Source organism: Halomicronema hongdechloris C2206 (genome assembly GCF_002075285.3).
Classification (GTDB): domain Bacteria; phylum Cyanobacteriota; class Cyanobacteriia; order Phormidesmidales; family Phormidesmidaceae; genus Halomicronema_B; species Halomicronema_B hongdechloris.
Window position 1 is genome coordinate 3,291,278 of the sequence record NZ_CP021983.2, and the last position, 19,479, is coordinate 3,310,756.

The 19,479-nt window shown below is 56.6% G+C and carries 14 protein-coding genes and 2 pseudogenes; 3 read left to right on the top strand and 13 right to left on the bottom strand.

Annotation, left to right across the window (positions count from 1 at the left end; genetic code table 11):
• Nucleotides 1–23: 23 nt before the first annotated feature.
• Nucleotides 24–671 (top strand): DUF3386 domain-containing protein, encoded by a 648-nt coding sequence (locus XM38_RS14930; RefSeq protein WP_080807042.1) that lies wholly within the window; start codon nt 24–26, stop codon nt 669–671.
• A gap of 110 nt (nt 672–781) precedes the next feature.
• On the opposite strand, the gene XM38_RS14935 is transcribed toward XM38_RS14930, so the two are convergent.
• From XM38_RS14935 to XM38_RS14990, 12 genes and pseudogenes are all read right to left on the bottom strand, one after another.
• Nucleotides 782–3,535, bottom strand: a complete 2,754-nt coding sequence (locus XM38_RS14935; RefSeq protein ID WP_088430265.1) for an EAL domain-containing protein — start codon at nt 3,533–3,535, stop codon at nt 782–784.
• Nucleotides 3,536–3,884: 349 nt separating this feature from the next.
• Nucleotides 3,885–4,643, bottom strand: coding sequence for a rhomboid family intramembrane serine protease (locus XM38_RS14940; RefSeq protein ID WP_080807111.1), 759 nt, complete (start codon nt 4,641–4,643; stop codon nt 3,885–3,887).
• A 77-nt stretch (nt 4,644–4,720) separates the two neighbouring features.
• Nucleotides 4,721–5,470 carry an SDR family NAD(P)-dependent oxidoreductase gene (locus tag XM38_RS14945; protein WP_225889323.1) on the bottom strand — a complete coding sequence of 250 codons (750 nt, stop codon included), beginning with the start codon at nt 5,468–5,470 and terminating at the stop codon, nt 4,721–4,723.
• A 33-nt stretch (nt 5,471–5,503) separates the two neighbouring features.
• Nucleotides 5,504–7,129 carry an ABC transporter permease gene (locus XM38_RS14950; RefSeq protein ID WP_088431703.1) on the bottom strand — a complete coding sequence of 542 codons (1,626 nt, stop codon included), beginning with the start codon at nt 7,127–7,129 and terminating at the stop codon, nt 5,504–5,506.
• A gap of 240 nt (nt 7,130–7,369) precedes the next feature.
• Entirely contained in the window at nt 7,370–7,852 is a 483-nt protein-coding gene (locus tag XM38_RS14955) for an AAA family ATPase (RefSeq protein WP_202978899.1), read from the bottom strand.
• Nucleotides 7,853–7,923: 71 nt separating this feature from the next.
• Nucleotides 7,924–9,213, bottom strand: coding sequence for a glucose-1-phosphate adenylyltransferase (locus tag XM38_RS14960; RefSeq protein ID WP_080807049.1), 1,290 nt, complete (start codon nt 9,211–9,213; stop codon nt 7,924–7,926).
• 138 nt (nt 9,214–9,351) lie between these two features.
• Entirely contained in the window at nt 9,352–11,562 is a 2,211-nt protein-coding gene (locus XM38_RS14965; RefSeq protein ID WP_137455133.1) for an atrophin-1 family protein, read from the bottom strand.
• 51 nt (nt 11,563–11,613) lie between these two features.
• Nucleotides 11,614–12,812: pseudogene (locus XM38_RS14970) on the bottom strand (glycosyltransferase family 4 protein).
• Nucleotides 12,812–13,831 carry a glycosyltransferase family 2 protein gene (locus XM38_RS14975; protein WP_088431705.1) on the bottom strand — a complete coding sequence of 340 codons (1,020 nt, stop codon included), beginning with the start codon at nt 13,829–13,831 and terminating at the stop codon, nt 12,812–12,814. The pseudogene XM38_RS14970 and the gene XM38_RS14975 overlap by 1 nt, the downstream one beginning before the upstream one ends.
• Nucleotides 13,832–13,944: 113 nt before the next feature.
• Nucleotides 13,945–14,904: a M48 family metallopeptidase gene (locus tag XM38_RS14980; protein WP_088431707.1), complete on the bottom strand. Its 960-nt coding sequence runs from the start codon at nt 14,902–14,904 to the stop codon at nt 13,945–13,947.
• A gap of 61 nt (nt 14,905–14,965) precedes the next feature.
• Nucleotides 14,966–16,534 (bottom strand): mucoidy inhibitor MuiA family protein, encoded by a 1,569-nt coding sequence (locus XM38_RS14985; RefSeq protein ID WP_088430269.1) that lies wholly within the window; start codon nt 16,532–16,534, stop codon nt 14,966–14,968.
• 66 nt (nt 16,535–16,600) lie between these two features.
• Nucleotides 16,601–17,548, bottom strand: a complete 948-nt coding sequence (locus tag XM38_RS14990; protein ID WP_088431709.1) for a methylenetetrahydrofolate reductase — start codon at nt 17,546–17,548, stop codon at nt 16,601–16,603.
• A gap of 261 nt (nt 17,549–17,809) precedes the next feature.
• Between XM38_RS14990 and XM38_RS29035 the strand changes: the two are divergent.
• A pseudogene (locus XM38_RS29035) lies at nt 17,810–18,101 on the top strand (DUF4058 family protein); the annotation flags it as partial.
• A 33-nt stretch (nt 18,102–18,134) separates the two neighbouring features.
• Nucleotides 18,135–18,347, top strand: a complete 213-nt coding sequence (locus XM38_RS29040) for a DUF4058 family protein (RefSeq protein ID WP_225889324.1) — start codon at nt 18,135–18,137, stop codon at nt 18,345–18,347.
• Between the two features lie 28 nt (nt 18,348–18,375).
• Here the strand turns inward: XM38_RS29040 and trpS are convergent, their stop codons facing one another.
• On the bottom strand, nt 18,376–19,386 hold the full coding sequence (gene trpS, locus XM38_RS15000; RefSeq protein ID WP_080807058.1) for a tryptophan--tRNA ligase: 1,011 nt from the start codon (nt 19,384–19,386) through the stop codon (nt 18,376–18,378).
• Nucleotides 19,387–19,479 lie beyond the last annotated feature (93 nt).

The window sequence follows — 19,479 nt, forward strand, 5'->3', positions numbered from 1 at the left end:
GCACGTTGCTCCAAGGAGACACCATGGTCGGAACTCAGACCTCAGCCCGCGATCTATTTCGCTCAGCCTACGAGAACCGATATACCTGGGATGCTAATTTTCCAGGGTATACGGCCAAGGTTACCTATACCCACAACGGTCAGACGGTGACTGGCCAGGTACGGGTGGGAGCCGATCTGAAAGCCCAGGTCACAGACATCACCGATGAGACCGCCCAAAAAGCCGTTCATAACCAACTCTGGGAAACCGCCATCCACCGGGTACGGCGAGCCTTCGAAGACACCCACGGTCAAAATAGCTTTCAATACGGCCAAACCCTAGCCGATGGCGGCATTGAGATTCTCATGGGCGGTAAGGCCGACGGAGATCGCTACCACCTACGTGACAACCAAGTCACCATGGTGCATCGCCACATCCATGGCGTCGTGGTCACCATCCACACCTTTAGTAGCCATAACACTGGCGAGGGCTATCTCTCCCACCGCTACGACTCGATTTACCATGACCCCAAAACCGGTGAGCCCCGGGGCGGTAAAAGCGTGTTTGAAGATGACTACGAGCGCGTCGGCGACTACTTCATCCTTAGCCGTCGCCACGTGGTAACCGACACCGACCATGGTCCCGATACCCAGACCTTCGAATTTGCCAATATCGAGCTGTTGTCGCAGTAATCAGGTTGTAACTAGTACTCTGCGATGGAAATAATGCCCCTCTATTGGCTAAAGCAGGAAGGCGAACTGTATCAGCATTTCCTTGTCTGCCTTGGCAGACTAGCCCAGAGCTAGGGATTGCCGTAATTATCCAACCAAGGGAGTAGAGTCTGGAAGGGCAGGGGACGACTGAGAAGGTATCCCTGGGCCGCAACGCAGGAGAGCCCACAGAGCTGTTGCCGCTGTCCTGGAGTTTCTACTCCCTCTGCAATCACCTGCAGCTGGAAGATGCGAGCGAGGGCCACGATCGCCTGGACAACATCCCATTTCTCGCCAAGGCTCTCGATGTCACCGATAAAGGAGCGATCGATTTTGAGGGTTTGAATTGACATCTGGTACAGGTGATTGAGGGAGGAATACCCCGTGCCAAAGTCATCTAAACTAATGCCAACGCCCAACTGTCGTAACTGCTCCAGGGTCTGGGCTGCTCGAGAGGCATCGTGGATAAATAGATTCTCGGTAATCTCAAACTGGAGCTGGCTGGGGCTGAGGTGATTTGCCCGTAATACCTCTGTCACCCACGACACAAAGTTGAGTTGGGCCAACTGCTTAGCCGATAGGTTGACACTGATAAATAGCCTGTCGAGGCTCGGGTAGGCCAGGAGAATTTGTCGCAAATGGTGACAGGCCTGCTGCAATACCCAGTTACCGATGGCAATAATCAGACCAGTTTCTTCTGCGATGGCGATAAATTGAATTGGGGAAACCTGACCTCGTTGTGGATGCTGCCAACGAATCAATGCCTCTATCCCCAAAATATGGCTAGTATTGAGGGCAATAATGGGCTGATACTCCAGATAAAACTCATCGCGATCGAGGGCGCCCACCAAGTCATTGGCTAACTGTAATTGACCCAAGACATAGTCATGCATACCCGGTTGAAAGATGGCGTATTGAGCCTTACCAGAAGACTTGGCCTGGTACATGGCCGTATCGGCATCCCGCAGTAAATCTTCTGCTCGGGTATACGCGTCATTACCAAGAGCGATGCCGATACTCGCCGACGTATGCACATCTTGACCCTGGACGACCATGGGCTGAGCTACACTCTGCAACATCCGTTCGGAAGCGGTGATCACATCGTCTAAGCCGCTGACTTGATTGAGGAGAATGGCAAACTCATCGCCGCCGAGACGGGCTACCAAATCCCCGTCTCGCAGACACCCCTGCAACCGTTGGGCGATCGTAATCAACAGGTGATCTCCGGCTAGGTGGCCCAGGCTATCGTTGATAATCTTGAAGCGGTCGAGATCGATGAATAACACGGCAAATAGATCGCTTTTGCGGCGCCGGGAGGGTTGCAGCAGTTCATTGAGGATTTCTGTAAAGTAGGCTCGGTTAGGCAAGCCGGTGAGGGCGTCGTGGTTGGCTTGGTAGTGCAGCCGTTGTTCGAACTGCTTTTGCTCAGTAATATCTCGCCCTACGGCGTAGAACGTGGTCTGCTCGGCTGAGTAAGCCAGGCTCCAAGCGATCCAAACATGGGTGTCTGTCTGGGTCTGGCAACGGGTTTGAAATAGGACTCCGGGGCCCTCGCCTTGGCGTAATTGTTCGATGTGATGCTGGGCTGAGGCCACATCATCTGGGTGAATTAGATCATAAAAATTGCAGCCAATGAGAGCATCGGTTTCGTAGCCTAATTTCCATAGAAATGCTGGATTCAGGCGCTGAAACTGTAGATCTTGGTCGGCAATAAAGAGTAAATCTAACGAGAGTTCAAAGAAGCGATCCCGTTCTTCCCGCAGCTTACTAATGGTGGTGCTATCGGTGATCACCCCGACGATGGCTTCGACCCTGTTGCCAGACTGACCGTCCCACAGGGGCGTATACCAACACTCCAGGGTGTGCCCCAGGAGCTTGCGGGTCGCCATGAACGTCTCCCCTTGCAGGGCTCGGCGCATATCCTGGGGCAAGGGGGCTAAATCGGGGGCTAGGGTGTCTAAGGACTTTCCCACCCATTGTTCCGGAGTAAGGGGAAAACAGGACAAGCCCTGGCCCTCTGCCAGGGTAAATTGGCCCTGGGTATTCACGGCGAATAGGACAATGGGGGCCGAAGAGATGATGGTCCGTAATAGCGCCTGCTGCTTCCGTAGGGTCTGTTCGGCCTGTTTGCGGTCAGTGATGTCTCGTAGTGAGATCAAGGAGGCAGGGGTGCCTTCCCATTGCACGCCAGCTAACCGGATTTCAGCGGTTAGGGGATGATTATCGGAGGTATTCAACAATAACTCAGCGGTGTTATCGATCCCGGCAATGGGAAGGGTGGTGCCGACGAGCTCGGCTGCCGAGCGCCCAAATAATCGCTCCGCGGCAGGATTGGCAAATTGAATCACGTCTTGGGTGTTAGTGACTACCAGCCCATCGCTATGTTGATTGACCAGGATATGCCAGCGATGCTGGCTGGCTTCGAGGGCCTGCTTTTGTAGGGTTAATTCGGTCCAGAGGCGATGGCGCTCGATGGCATAGCGAATGGCTCGGGTCAAGTTCTGGGTGTCGACGTCTCCTTTGAGCAGATAATCTTGGGCTCCCGCTTGCACAGCCTTAAAGGCTAGGGTCTGATCGGTGTTGCCGCTAAGGATGACGATGGGCACCTGGGGAGAATGGTGACGGAGTCTCAAGAAGGTATCGAGCCCACTGCTATCGGGCAAGGATAAATCGAGGAGGACGAGGTCATAGGGTCTGTGCTGCAAGCAGTCGATGCCAGCAGCGAGACGATTGACTTGGTGGATAGTGACTTGCCAATTGGTCGCCTCGCTCAAGTACTCATGGATGAGATCGACATCGGCTTCGTCATCTTCGATCAACAAAATTTCAATCTGAAGCATGTCCATAGCCACCTCTCCGGAGCTTATTGCTGGCCATGGCGGGAAATGAATCTAGGTGCGATCGCAAATGAGTTTAAGACAAAGGTTTCTACCATCTACAGAGATAAAACAATGCCCCCGCATCCCTCTTAAGTAAGGAAGTAGCTTAAATAAAGCGGTGTATCCTTAGCATTCCCTAGACATTTTCCGATGGATAAATCATGAATGAGCTAGAACAAATAGTCCAGCCAATCTAGGCTGTCTTCCTCAGAGAACACTATTAAAAAATCATCATGGCCCAGCCATACTTTAACAATGCCCCGAAGCCAGGCGATAGTAACACGTCGACAATCGTGTTGTACCAGGCCTACCTATCTTATGACTCGGGTGGATCGGGGCTAGGGGGTTGTTCATCGGCCCCGAGAGACTGATTAGAGGCAGAGGCCCGATCAAAGAGACCGAATAGGGGACCCAACACAGCGCCAAAGACAAATCCGCCAGCATGGGCCCAGTAGGCGACTCCACCTCCTTCCATACCCACCATGGCAGGGGCTTCTAAGCTAGACACCCCGTAGAGGGCCTGCTGTAAAAACCAGATGCCCAGGTATAAAATCGCCGGAATCCGCAGGGTCGTGAATAAAAAGCCTAGGGGGACAAAGGTGAGGATGCGGACTTCAGGAAAGCGGAAGATGTAGGCCCCCATCACCCCAGCAATGGCGCCACTGGCGCCCAGGGATGGGATCTCGGACTCAGGAGCCACATACCACTGGGCCAGAGAGGCCAACACCCCACACAACAGATAGAACCCTAGAAATTGGACCCGCCCCAGTTGCTCCTCAACATTGTTGCCGAAAATCCACAGGTAGAGCATATTGCCCCCCAGATGCAATAAGCCAGCATGGAGAAACTGACTGGTGATCAGGGTCAACCATTCCTCGGCGTTGACCACCGACACCCCCCCTTGAAAACTGGTGCTGAGTTGCTCTGGTACCATCGCCCAACTCTTAAAAAACGCCAGTAGGGCATCCGGGGGCAGGCTGATTTCTACCAAAAACACCAACACATTGACCGCAATCAGGCCATAGGTAACATAGGGCGTAATCCGAATGGGATTTTCGTCGCGAAGAGGAACCACGAGGTCTACCTGGATAACGGCGAGTCTGGACATGTTCTAACATACCCAAACCTATCCTAATCTTTCTGGCCGAGCCGCTAACTCATTTGCCGGGTAGGGCGAACCAACAAATCATGCACCTGGACATGGTCGGGCTGCTGCAAGATATAGGCTACGGCTGCTGCGATATCGTCTGGCTGCAGCACCGAGTACTGGCTATAAAGCTCGGTGGCCTTGGCCGCACTCTGATGATATTTCTCGGCAAATTCAGTCTGCACGAAGCCAGGACTGATGGAGGAAATGCGAATGTCTGAGGCAGTCGCGCGCAGTTCCTGGCGCAGGCCCTCCGTCAGGGAACGGACGGCAAACTTAGTGGCCGAATAGACCCCACTGCCACCGGGCACCCGATGCCCCGACATAGAGCCGATGTGGATCACATGGCCGCGCCCTCCCTTGGCCCGCATGTCTCGAGTGGCTTCCCGAGTACAGATACACAGGGCCAGCACGTTGACCTCCAGCATGTCTCGCCAGGCGGCAGTTTCCCCATCCATCAGGGACTGCTTGTGCCCTAACCCGGCATTGTTGATCAAGACATCTACCCCACCCCAACGTTGGCGAATATCCTCGAAGAAGGCGAGGATATCGGCCTCACGACGTAGATCCACCGGTCGGGTAATGACCGCAGTTCCCTGGGCTACCAGTTCCTGTTGGAGGGTGTCTAGTTCCTCCTGCCGACGGGCACAGAGGGCTAAACGATAACCGTCTTGGCCCAGACGCTGGGCGATGGCACGGCCAATCCCACTCGAGGCCCCGGTTACCATGGCCACTGATTGTAATTGATGAGTCACTTTGGTGTGCTTCCTGATTTGACTGAGCCTGGGCTAGGGGTTGGGGGGATGAGCTCGGGCAATCTGCCAGCTGAGTAAAATCACCGGCAGTAAGCCCACCAAGAGGATGCTCAAGGCTGGAGCGGCGGCTTCGACCAGCCGTTCATCGGCGGCATATTGATAGACTTGCACGGCTAGCGTATCGAAGTTGAAGGGTCGAATTACCAGGGTTGCCGGTAGTTCCTTCATGACATCGACGAATACTAGCATCAGAGCGGTGAGCAGGCTACTGCCCATCAGGGGGGCATGCACTTGCATCAGGGTTTGGGTGGGGCTATAGCCCAGGCTACGGGAGGCTTCATCCAGGCTGGGACGAATTTTAGTGAGGCCGGATTCAACTGCCCCGAAGGACACGGCCAGAAAGCGAACCAGGTAAGCAAAAATCAGGGCCACGATGGTCCCGCTAAGTAGCAAGCCGGTGGATATGTTGAACGTGGCTCGCATCCAGGCGTCGATGGCATTATCGAAGCGGCTGATGGGAATCAGGATGCCGACGGCGATGACAGCCCCGGGCACGGCATAGCCCATGGCGGCAATACGGACACTGAGATGCAATATCCGCTTGGGTTGTAGCCGCACACCATAGGCCATGATCAGCGACAAGATGACCGCCAGTAGGGCCGTGAGTCCAGCCAGAATCAAGCTGTGGTTGGCCAGATCGATGAAGGAGTACGTGAGGGGTTGGTCGGCATGGTTGATGGCCATCTGTAGGAGCAACCCGCCGGGCACCAGTAATCCCAACAGAATGGGCAACAGGCAGATGCTCCAGGCTGTCCAGGCTCGCCAACCACGCAGTCGATACACTGCTAAGGAGTGGGTGCGGTTCTGGCTTTGGTAGTAGCGCGCCTGCCGTCGCGACCAGCGCTCCAATAGGATCAGGCCAAAGATAAAGAGCAGCAGGACTGCTGCCAATTGAGCCGCCGCCGTCTGTTCTCCCATGCCAAACCAAGTGCGGTAGATGCCCGTGGTAAAGGTGGGAACGCCAAAATACTGAACGGTGCCAAAGTCGTTTAGGGTTTCCATTAAGGCCAGGGCCAGCCCGGCTGCGATCGCAGGCCGAGCCAAGGGCAGGGCCACGGTCCCAACACTTCGCCAAGGGCCACACCCTAGGGAGCGACTGGCTTCTAGGGTCGTGGTTGACTGTTCTAGAAAGGATACCCGGGTCAGCATGTAGACGTAGGGATAGAGGGTGAGGCTGAACAGTAGGATGGCTCCCTCCAAAGAGCGAATGTTGGGGAACCAATAGTCCGTTGCTCGCTGCCATCCAAAGAGGGTGCGTAGGGTAGTCTGCACAGGACCAAAGTAGTCCAGGACGTCTGTATAGGTGTAGGCCAGTAGATAGGAGGGAGCCGCCAAGGGTAAGAGCAAGGCCCACTCAAACAGGCGACTGCCGGGAAAGCGACACATGGTCACCAGCCAGGCAGTGGTCACGCCGATGAGCATGACACCCAGGCTGACGCCTAGCATCAGCCATAGGGAGTTGGTGATGTACTGCGGCAGTACGGTGGTGGCTAGATGTCGCCACACGTCGCCGGACTCACTGAGGATGCTACTGAGAACGACGGCAATGGGAGAAATTAGCAGTAAACTCAGTAGCACGATCGCCGTCGTCCAAAGCAAACTATGCCAGTTCGCGTCCCAACGGTGGCCTCGATGGGAATGGCGATGGGTTAAGTTGACGAAATCCGGAAATTTCAAAAGATATAGATCATAGTGCTTAGGGCCATTCCCCTTATATCAGGAGAGGGCAGGGGAAGAGGGAAAAGTAACGAGTGTAGGGCGTTGGCGTAGCCTGCCCGGAGGGCTTAGCCCGTGCGTAGGGCTGTGCCCGTGCGTAGCAGCAGAGTGACTCGTTACTCGCTACTCAATCCGGCCATCACATCCCCAGCGATGGATCGCATCGAAGCCTTCCCAGTGGGCAGGGGGGGCTCCTTGCAGTTGGCGGTGCATTCGCTCGATCACCTCGTCGGGTACGCGACGCGATCGCATCTGGTTGTGCTGCAGACAGATGGCTAAGGGAATATCAAACCAGAGGGCGGTGATGGAGTCAAAGCCCAGGTGGCGAGCCAATGCGATCGCATCGCGGCGATGCCGCCGTCGCACATTGGTGGCATCGTAGATGGTTCCCTGCCGATGTCCTTGACGAATCGCCGCGACATTCTGCTGCAACTGGTGCTGCAGCTGCCGCCAAATCTGGGGCCAGGAGCCTTGCACCGCCTCGTCACCAAAGAGCTGTTGGCGAATGGCATCGGTGGAGACAATCTCATAGGCAGGATGCTGACTGACAAATTGCTGCGCCCAGGTAGACTTGCCGCTACCCGGTAGACCAATTAGCAGAATCAAGGGGATCCTCACCGCCGCCGAACCATAACCCCGTTACCTAGGCGCTGTTAATCTCCCCTGACGTTCAGGCCTTAGATCACCATGCCATCGGGAATCACAGCATTTTTCAGCACCACCACGATGCCACTGCGGATGTAGAAGCCCAGGTCTTCCCGCTCTGCTTCCTCCACATCTTCCTTATTGATGATTTGCACATTGCGGCCAACGCGAGCATTCTTATCCACGATGGTCTTGCGGATGACAGTGCCTTCACCAATGCCCATGGGAATCTTGCCGCGGGTCAGATGCTGGCTACTTTCTGAGAGGGGCTCGTAGTAATCGGCTCCCATGAGCAGGGCATCTTGGATGATACAGTTCTCATGGATCCGCTGCCGCAAGCCAATCACAGAATGATGCACCTCACAGTTCTTCAGGATGCATCCCTCACCGATAATGGACTCGGTAACCTGACAGTCTAATAACTTACTGGGAGGCAAATACCGAGAGCGGGTATAAATAGGGGCGTCTTCTTGGTAGAAGCTAAAGGGCGGCTGCGGCTGTTTGGTCAAGGCTAGATTAGAGGTGTAGAAGGCCTCAATGGTACCGATGTCCTCCCAGTAGCCATCAAAAAGATAGGCTTGAATGTTGTAATCCTGAGCCGACGACGGGATAATCTCCTTGCCGAAATCCGTTTGATCGAGATTTTTCCGCAACAGGTCGACCAACACCTGCTTGTTGAACACATAAATACCCATGGAAGCGATGTAGGGCTTTTCTTTCGCTTGTTCTGGCGTTAGCCCCAGGGTAGAGGTGTCCACCTGCATGGTTTTTAAGGCATCGCCCTTGGGTTTTTCATAGAAGTCCACCACCCGGCCAGCGATATCGATTTTCATGAGGCCGAAACTCGAGGCCAGCTTATCGCCGATGGGAACCACTGACAGGGTAATATCGGCCCCAGTATCGCGATGGCGCTCGATAAATAGGCGGTAGTCCATGCGATAGAGGTGATCACCCGAGAGAATAAGATACTCATCCACATCCCAGGCTTCTAGCAACCACAGGTATTTACGGACCGCATCCGCCGTTCCCTGAAACCAGCTGGGGCTTTCGGGCGTCTGTTGAGCGGCCAGCACCTCTACGAATCCGTCCGAGAACTGGGAAAAGCTGTAGGCGCGGGCAATATGGCGATTTAACGAGGCCGAGTTGAACTGCGTCAGGACATAAATTTTAAGAATTTCAGAATTGATGCAATTGCTAACGGGAATATCGATCAGCCGATATTTACCAGCCAAGGAAACAGCCGGTTTGGCGCGATATTTTGTCAATGGATACAGGCGAGTGCCGGCACCGCCCCCCAGAATGATCGCTAAAACTCGTTTCACTTAAAACCTCGGAACTGGCAGAACTAACCCACGCGCTTCATCTTCAGTGTGTGCCCGCCAGGACGACTTGGCAAGGGGGGATCACGAAGTTCATGGCTAGATGTAATGTAGACAACCCGAATGTTGCCGATTCGCTAATTATGGCACTGGCACAACGACATATTTGCCTTGGCGATGCACCAGAGCCAGAACTGATGGTGTTTCCCCTGAGCGGGCTAGAGCAACGAACGCTTGGGCTTGCTGTCTATCATCGTAGAGGACTGTGCCATCGGCGGCCACGATCAGGGTGGGGGGATGGGATGCTGGGGTTTGGGGAGATGGGGCCAACCGGAGCAGGGTGGCTGGCCGACTATCTTGCCCCAAGGGCAGTTGATAGAGGGAGGCCGTGGCTAGGGAAGGGGGCAGTGATGCCAGGGATTGTAAATGGAATAGGGAAGCGATGCGATCGCGCCAATGGGGATAGAGGCTGAGAAACTGGGGCAGGGGAGTGGCCATTTCCTGAGACGGCCAGGTCAGATCCGCTAGAGAGGTCACTAGGGGGGGAAAGGGGGCATCTGGGTCAGTGGGAACTGGCCCCGGGACTAATAGACTGAGGGTATGTTGCCTGAGGCGCCATCCGTATACCTGTACAGGTGTCGCCTGAGGACCTTGCTGCTGCCACAACACCATGGTCAGAGGCCTAGCCCCTATCCATCCCTGACGAGATGCCAGAGTAGACCAATCTGCTGCTGGTTGAGCCTGTTGCCAGCCCTGCTGGGTTTGCCAGTGGCTGATATGGACAGCATACCAGCGACGATCAGACGAGAGGGCGGGCGGGGATTGCACCAGCTGCCAGTCCGCTGGGGTAAGGCTGAGGGGTGTGGCCTGACCCAATAGATGAACGATGGCTGGCGCTGGGGTAGAGTGATTCCGCCTAGGAGTAGCAGCGGCTGCAGCCTCCGATGGGGAAGGGGAAGTAGTGGGGCGGCGAGCGGCCTCCAGCGTTGCCAGTGTCGCCGAGAATCGTTGCCGGGCCAGACTCTGAGCCTGTTGAGCCAGCCACTGATGGGCCGCTGCCGGGGATTCCTGGGCGGCTAATATCAGGCCGCCCCAGATCTGAACGCTCTCATGGTCAGGGGTGATGCGGAGAGTGGCAATGACTCGGTTCCACAGGCGACCGCGGTCATCAGCCAGCAGTTGCCAGAGGGCGTCACTGGCCTCCGGTGCCTGTTCTAGGTGGCTGAGGGCTGCCTGCCAGCGACCATCCAATAGCGCTGCTAAAACTTGTTGGCTGGGGGTGGCCCAGGTCCGGTCAGCCTGGACCTGGCTGTAATCGGCGTGGAGGGCTATTAGGCTCAACTGCCCCGCGGCGGCGATGGTCCAGTCAGAACCGGCCCGTTGTTTAAGGGCCTGTAACCGGTCGTGAGCCTCTGACCATACCCCTGCTCGAGCCAGTTGTAGGGCTTGCTGATAAGCCGACTGCAGGGAGACTACCTCCAGGGCCGCTGGCAGTAGGGATATCGTCTGCAGCTGTAGATAGCGACTGCCTGGGGCCAACCGTATCTGATAGGCGGTGAAGCTAGGCTCTAAGCCCACTGTGGCATCCACCACCAATTCAGGCGGGGGGCTTCCGTCTAGGTCTTGCCACCTGGGCAATTTCCCCGAGGGACTACTCCAGGGCAGGAGTTGATTCAGGTGTTGATGTTGCGGATCGAAATGGACAAGTTGCCCATACCGCAACCCCTGTTGCCAATCACTGTAGAGGAGGAGCCAATCTCCTGGAGCCCCTGGTGTCGACGGCAAGGCGGTGATTGAGGTGAGGGGACGCCTATGGGGAGCCGCCGTGGTTTCTAGGGGAGTGCCCAGGAGGGGAGCGACGATGGCAGCATCTGTTACCCCTGGCACTGACTGGCGAGTGATGAGTTGCCATAGCGGGGGAGTGGTGTCGGGTTGTCGGCGATATACCCGCAATTCGCTGATGGCCCAGCAGTCCTGGCCACAGGCGGGCTCCCGCGTCAGGATAGGCCATAGAACATAGGCCCCCTCTGGCTCCGAGGCTGTCGAGGTCAATGGCACTGGCGTCCCCAGCCGCTGACCAACGGCCGTGACCCGAGCTTGGATCGTTGTCCATGGCTGGGGCGCCTCTGGCTCCGCGGTTGAGTCAGTGGAGACCCATCGTGACAGCCAGTTGGGTAGTTGGGGCTGCATCATCAGCCGGCCACCTACCCAGATGCTAATCGCCACGGCGGTTGTGGCCAGGGTCATTCCGGTTAATAACAGCAATGGCCCTATCCATCGGGGCCATTCGTCTCCACCATCAGGAGTATCCTCGCTGCCTCGATGCAGGGGGGCAGGAGAGGACGTTGTCAATTTCGAGATGGCCGTTGCTCGCCTGTCCATGCAGAGCTTATACCCACTCTCTCAGGAGGATAACACTTGCTCATAGTGGCGACCGACCTGTTCCCAGGTATAGTCTGCTTCAATCATGCTGCGGGCCTGCTTGGCCAACTCCTGACGTAGCACTTCGTCGTCGAACAGGCGGCTAATGGCCGTGACATAGTCTGTGGCGGTATTGGCCCGCAGCGCCCGTTGGGGGGAGTCCACCGCTAATCCTTCCAGCCCGCGCTCACTGGCGACTACTGGCACCCCTGCAGCCATGGCCTCTAGGGTTTTATTCTTGATGCCATAGCCAATGCGCATGGGCACCACACAGACGGTGGCTCGATGCAGATACTCCACCACCGATGGCACGGCACCGGTAACAGTGACACCGGGTAGGGCCCCCAGGGCTTTGACCTCGTCTGTGGGGCGGGCCCCTACCAAGAGCACCTCCGCATCTTGGTAGCGCTGGCGTAGGGCGGGCAGAATGTCTTGGGCCAGGAACTTGGCGGTGTCGATATTGGCGATGTAGTCCATGGCCCCGACAAATACCAGGCGATGGCCACCTGGATCCATAGAGCGGTAGGGAAATGCCGTTAAGTCGACGCCGTTGGGGATGACGTGGAGGGTTTGTTGGCCTGGTTGGCCTTGAAATTGTTGTTGATCCTCTGGAGTAGTCACGACCAGGTCTGTGAATTTGGCGGTGTACCGGCGCTCGTAGCGCTTTAGCAAGGGTAAGCTGAGGCGATCTCGCCAGGGCTTCTCGGCAGTGCCGGTTTGTAGTTGATTTTGACAGGTGCCGTAGAGAGAGCTGTGGATATCGACCACGGTCTTCTTGACGCAGTGGCGCCAAGCTGGCCGCACGAAGATTTCGTTGACGCTGTGCTCACAGGTGATGACGTCGGCCTTGCCGGCGGTTACCCAGGTGTCGAGCCAATCTTGCATGGCGGTAGTCCAGACGTAGTGCACATGGGGAGGAGTGGCTTCTAGGAGGAAATGGCCAAAGCGGTTGAGCTTACCGAGCCAACCGCTCTGCCAGCTGCTGGGAGCTGGGGCGGGGAAAGACTTGCAGATGATCGACCCAGCCTTTCAGGGCGGCGATATCGGCATCTGTAACTGTATCTGAACGCTGGGTGACCAGGGTGACGGCGTGGTGCTGGCTCAGGTGCTTTGAGCAGGTAAAAGGTGCGTACCTGGGTCCCGCCTAGGGTGGGGGGATAGGGAAAGGTGGCCGAAATCATTAAAATGTTACATCCCAGTTCCTCATGGAGCCATGCAATGGTTTGGGGCCTCTGGGGGGTAAGGCCGAGTGTTGCTGCCCCTGAGTGCGAGCGTTGGCGCAGATTAGATCCAGGGGAGTAACGATCAGGTCGATGGCTGAGCCGCGGCCAGTCAACCATTTGAATAGGCCCTGGGGCAGTTCTTTGCCCACCCAACGCAGCAGCCGATAGCGGGTCTCTTTGGGATAAAGGGGGCGCATTAACTGGACGCCGTAAAGCTCGTGCAAAAAGCGGTTGGAGCGGCCATAGCGCTGCCATTGCCGCCGCAGCTCGGCCAGGGTCTGACGATGACGGTGTCGGATCACTGCCTGCTCAGCGAATCGCAGCTGCCATCCCCCTTGTTGTTGCAGCCGCCAACACATATCGGCATCGCCGCCGGTGGTGAGGTGGGGACGAAAGAGGCCGACTTTCTCCAGGGCCAGGCGACGGATAGCTAGGTTGGCGGTCTGACCGTAGGGACAGAAGGGATGGGCCAGGGTATTTGTCTGGGACAAAATGCCTTGATGGTCGGCGTAGTGTTCCAGCAGGGTGGTGCTGGGTTGGGCCTGAATTTCTCCCACCACGAGGCCGACGGTGGCCTCTGAAAAGGGGGATATTAGGTGGGTGAGCCACTCTGGGTCAGGGGCGCAATCGGCGTCGGTGAAGGCCACAATCGCGCCGCGGGTAGCCCGAATACCGGCATTGCGGGCAGCATAGGAGCTCTGAATGGTGTCGTAGCGCAGGGATCTTAGGGTGAGCCCCTGCGGCTGAGCTTGCTCGCAGGCTGTTTGCAGCAGTTCAGGGGTGCGATCGCAACTGCCATTGTCCACTAAGAGATATTCCACCCGCTCTCGGGGATAGGTTTGCGATCGCAACCCCGCCAGCAACTGTGGTAGATCCTGCTCGCCGTTGTAAACCGGGACAACAACCGAGACCTCGATAGTCGTCGCCGAGGTAGCCTGGTCTGGGCTCTGGTCTAGGCTCTGGTCTGGGGGAAACATGGCCATTATGCCTTGGTCATAGCGTTTCCTATATAGCTCACCAGGCCCCCGTCCCGCCCCCCTTCACAGAAACTTATCGTTCATGATCGGCAATGGCAGGGCCTATCCCAGCCCTAGGGTCGCCTTAACCGCTGCAGTTCCTGTTGCAGCTCCGCTAGTTCCCGACGCAAGCGTTCCACATCACTATCGGCGGCAGACGACGACACATCCACCGCGCCCTCCGTAGTCCGGCGGCGGTAATTTCCCCGCTTAATGGCGGCATACTCCTCTGAGGCTGCCCACTGCTTCAAATACTGCAGTCGTTCCACCGGAAATGGATGGCTCAACATGGCGCCAGGGGTGCCATTGTACAGGAGAAACTTGTAAATCTGGTTGAGGCCATCTTGATCGAGTGAATGGTAAGCCTCGGCTTGGCGTTCAAACTCCTGCAGGCTAATTTCATGGGCAAACTTACGGCTGCCGCCAGCCACCCTCATCATGGTTTGCATCACCAAGCGCCAGTCATCGGTGACTAACAGGGCGGCGCGATCGCAAGACAACTCCGCCATTCGTCGCCACTCATAAAAAGCATAGACCAGGCCACTGCTGACCATGGTGCCAATGCCCAAGGTGAGCTCTCCCACCAAGGCAGCAGTGGTCATGGCCCAAGCGGCCATTTGATTGAGCGTGGTATGGCCACACTTAATATGACCCAATTCATGGGCAATGACGGTGCGTACTTCTGCCTCATCCAGCAGCTCGAGCGCCCCGGTATTAATCACTAAACAAGGCCGATCTTCTCCTAGGGAATAGCTATTGACGGCCGGATTTTGGGCCACAAAGAGGCTGGGCATTGGCTCCACATCCAGCGCCCTCACACACTCGCGAAACAACTGATACAGCGTCGAATACTGACGGGGGCCAACCTGAATGGCATTGCCCATCAAATAGACATACTGGGGTCGCTCATACAACAGCTCGACAAATTTGCGGGCGACGATATCAAATCCGGGCACACTGCGCAGGGCGGCTTCAGCCTGGCGGTCGAGGGGATGGCGAAAGGCGTCACTAGAGAGTCCAGGATACTCAGCCATGGGATGGGGACGGATAATGGGTTGCTTCAACCCTAGCGGATTCCAAGGGGATTAGTGGCTATTACTGCGCTTCTGGATCTATCCCCCGCAGCGGGATACCGGCCGGAGATTCCACCATAATTTGATACTCAATGGTCTGGGTCATGGTGGGGGCAAGTGATACTTGCCAACGGCATTGACTGTCCTCTGAGACCTGGGTGGGGGGCTCCGCCTCCTGCAACTGCACTCGAATCTGATCGTCTTGACTGCGGGGCAATTGCTCCACCAGAGTCACCGTGACTGGTCGGGCATGGGTATTGGTCAGGATCACCCGGTAGCGCAGTGTCAGCCGATTCATCGGTGTACTCACCTGATGACGACTCACTAGAAAACGCTGCAGTGGCAGATCCTCGGCAGAACCATAGGGAAGCGCTAAGGGCTGGCCTGGCATCATAAATGGCAGACGATCGGTGCCTAGATAAACGCCATCACGAAACCGTCGCAGGGGGCCAGGCAACAGGGGCAAACTATCACGGGGAGCAATCACAGTAGCAGTGAGACCGGCTCGATCCTGAGTCTGGGGAAAGGCCTGATAGGTCAGGTGGCAGTCAAGGGGATAGCTGACCCCCGGTAATACCTGAGTTGCCTGCTGGTGGGGTAGGGTATGGGTGCCTTCTAGGGCAACCCGAAAGATGGGGGTGGCCGCGGGGGCCGGCTCGCTGTTCCCATTAGTTGTCCCCTGATCTGGCGGGAGTTCGCTTCCCGGTACCGCCCCCATCAGCCGTCGGGTCTCGTCTCCATAGGAGCGGCGGTGAGCAAAGGAGGGATGGTTGAGCCACAGCATCCAGGCAGGAGGCGCCGCCGCCTGGGAGGAAGGCAGTGAAGCCGTCGAGAGTTCCAGCCGCACCTGGGACCAGTCTTCGCCACTGTGCTGTTGGATCTGCACCCCTTGGCTCAGATAGAGACAGGCCCTTTCGGTATCGAGATGGGCGTCATAGAGGGGAGACCAGCTGACGCCAGTAACCGTGTAGGTCACGGTTACGGTGTATTCACCGGCGTCCTTGGCCTGAATAGCCAAGTGCAGACCATAGGGTTGATCAGCATGGCTTTCGGAGTGAGCTTGCTGTTGGCGAGCCGCTTGCAGGGTCTGTTCCAGCTGCTGCTGCTGTTGCTGCTGTTGGCTGGTGGTCGCGATCAGCTGTTCTAAGCGGTGCTGCAGGAAGGTTAGCAGGGCTTGGACATCGTCTAGGGTAGCCTGCCGTTGAGCTAGGCTGTCAGCCACTGTGCGGGCGCAGTGTTTGGCCAGTTGCTGCAGAAAGGTATGTTGCGTCTCTAGGGCAGCCAAGGTGGTTTGGAGCTGTTGCTGCTGGGCTTCTAGTCGCTGAATCTTATCGCTTAGGACCAACTCCATGGGCTGGGGAGAGACCGCGGCGACAGGACGCAACTCTATGGCTTGGAGGTGAGCCGTGGCGCCGTGGATACCTACTTGTAAAGAGTCTGGGTCTAGGGTTGCTGGTAAGGGAGCCAGAACCCCATGATGCTGGCCAGGGCTGAGGGTGAGTTTTCCCTGGCGTCTTACCTGGGCCTGATGTGAGTAAGCCGTTACCGTTGTGATGGGGGCTTCAATGGAAAGCCGATCCGCTGTGTCCACTAGACTGGATTCTAGACACCTGTTGTCTCATTGATACAGAGGCTGCATGCCGAAAACCGCATGATTTTAAGCGGGATTAGGATGGGACGGTGATGGCTCTAGGGGAGCCACCCCAGCTAAATCAAGAATGGGCGGAATCAAGTCCTCCCGCCGTACCGCCATTATATGGACCCCCTGACATAATTGTCGGGCGATTCGGATTTGCTCCGCTGCAATCTGCATGCCTTCCTGGAGAGGATCGCTGGCGGCGGCGAGGCGCTGAATCAACGCCTCTGGAATCTGAACTCCCGGCACGTGCCGGTTGATGAACTCGGCATTCTTGGCTGACTTTAACAGGAAGATGCCGGCTAGGACTGGGCGGTGACACCCTACAGCAATCTGATCCATAAATTTTTCTAGCCGCTCAAAGTCGGTGATCAGCTGGCTTTGAAAGAATTGGGCGCCGGCATCTAGTTTGCGGTTGAATCGTCGTTGGAGGCCGGACCAACTGTGGGATTGCGGATCGACGGCGGCCCCAGCGAAGAGGTCGGTGGCCCCATCGGGCAGGGATTTGCCATGGCTGTCGACCCCCTGATTCAGCTGGTTGATTACTCGCAGCAGCCGAATGGACTCTAGATCGAAGACGCTTTTTGCGTCGGGATGGTCGCCAGCTTTGACTGGATCGCCGGTGAGGGCTAGGAGATTGCGAATCCCCAGGGCATGGACGCCCATCAGATCGGCCTGGAGGGCAATGCGGTTGCGATCGCGACAGGCCATCTGGCAAATAGACTCAATGCCAGCCTGCTGCAAAATGGCGGCGGCGGCCAAGGAGGCCATCCGCAACATGGCTCGACTGCCATCGGTAATATTGACCCCATGTACCCGCCCTCGTAGACAGCGAGCCATGCTAACCATGCGCTGGGGATCACCGCCCTTGGGGGGAGTGACTTCGGCGGTCACTAAAAAGTCACCCGCCTTGACGGCGGTGCGGAACTGATATCCCAGGGGAGACAGGGGGGTCGAAGAGGCCACGATGGCTATCAGGCAGGGAGTGAGGAAAATTAGGTGGGGGCAGGAGTAGCTGGGCCCATGCCGTAGGGCACAGTATACCGCGGCTACCACTATCAGTGCGATGAGATTGTACGGTGGTGGGGAGCAAAATAACCCCCTCTTTCACCTGCAGGTCAATGGCCAGGCTCTTGCCCTGCCGACGGGCCCCTACTCCATGGCTGGGGCTGGGGCTGGAGCGACACAGCTAAAATAGAGTCACTGAGTTGACCACCGCTCCCATCTCCCATGCCTTCCCCCTTCCCAGGGATGGATCCCTATATCGAACAACCCAGCTTCTGGTCATCCTTTCACTTTCGGCTAATTGGAACCATTGCTGCTGCCATTGAGCCTCAACTTAGCCCTAAGTACTACATCGAAGTCAAAACCCGGGCTTACCAAAGCGACAACAGTGAAGAGTTGCTGATCGGTATCCCCGATGTAGCTGTCATTGCCAGACAACCCACCCAAGAGTTGCCAGTGTCAAAGACGGCTACCCCTGTTACGACTCAGATACGACCAGAACGGGTTATGTTACCCATGCCAGTGCCCATCAAAGAGAGATATCTGTGCCGTGAACCTACAGCAACCCCTGCCTACCATCCCAATTCCTCTCAACCCCAACGACGAGGAGGTCTACTTGGATCTGCAAGGGGTGTTTGGCCGGGTCTACGAAGATGCCCGATATGGCATCCGCCTTAACTATCATCAACCCCCACCTGCGCCAGCATTGTCAGCCCAAGAGCAAGAATGGCTGAAGACGTTACTGATTCCAGATAACTCATAGCTGATGGCTACTGACTCTGTAGAATCGGCTACAGCGGTCGAGAATAGCCGAGGGCGTCTTTGACTCTGGTCAGGGTCTGCTGTGCGATCGCATTGGCCTTTTCATTACCCCGCTTCAATATCGCCTCTAGATAGCCGCGGTCAGCCATGAGTTCATGGAATCGCCCTTGAATCGGGCGCAGCGCCTCGACGGCGGTCTCGGCCAACAGGGGTTTGAACTGGCCCCAGCCCATCTCGCGGCATTCGGCAGCCACAGCCGCTTTAGTCTGGTTAGACAGCAACATGTATAGACTGAGGAGATTGTGGCATTCAGGTCGCTCTGGGTCATCAAACCACAAGCCCCGCTGAGGGTCGGTCTTGGCCCGCTTCAGTTTCTTGCTGATCACCGCCGGCGGGTCGGTCAGATCGATGCGGCTTTGCTCCGAGGGATCTGACTTCGACATCTTCTTAGTGCCATCGGTGAGACTCATCACCCGGGCGCCGGCCTCTCGAATCAGCGGATCCGGCAACTTCAGGATGGGCTCCTCTGCACGGCCGTACTGAAAGTTCAAGCGGGTGGCAATATCTCGGGTGAGTTCCAGATGCTGTTTTTGGTCTTCGCCCACAGGCACCAAATCCGGTTCATAGAGCAAAATATCGGCTGCCTGCAGTACCGGATAGTCGAGCAAGCCAATGCTGACATTTTCCCCTTGCTTCACGGCCTTCTCTCTGAATTGAATCATTCGTTCTAGCCAGTTTAGGGGGGTGACGCAGTTAAACAGCCAGGCCAATTCAGCATGGGCTGGCAGGTGGGACTGGACGAAGATGGTAGCCTGCTCTGGGTCAATGCCACAGGCGATGTACATCGCCGCCACCTGATAGGTGCTAGTGGCCAGTTGAGCCGGGTCGTGGGGCACCGTAATGGCATGGAGGTCGGCCATGAACAGAAACGCCTCATACTCCTGCTGCAGGTCTACCCAGTTGCGAATGGCCCCAAGGTAGTTGCCCAGGTGCAGAGTGCCCGTGGGTTGAATGCCGGAGAGAATGCGCTGCTTGCCCATGGCGGTATATCGGTATATATTCACTGTGAAGATTCTATAAGAATGTTAGAGCCTTCAGGGCTCTCTTTTTAGTCGCTTTTTAGTTGCTGTCAC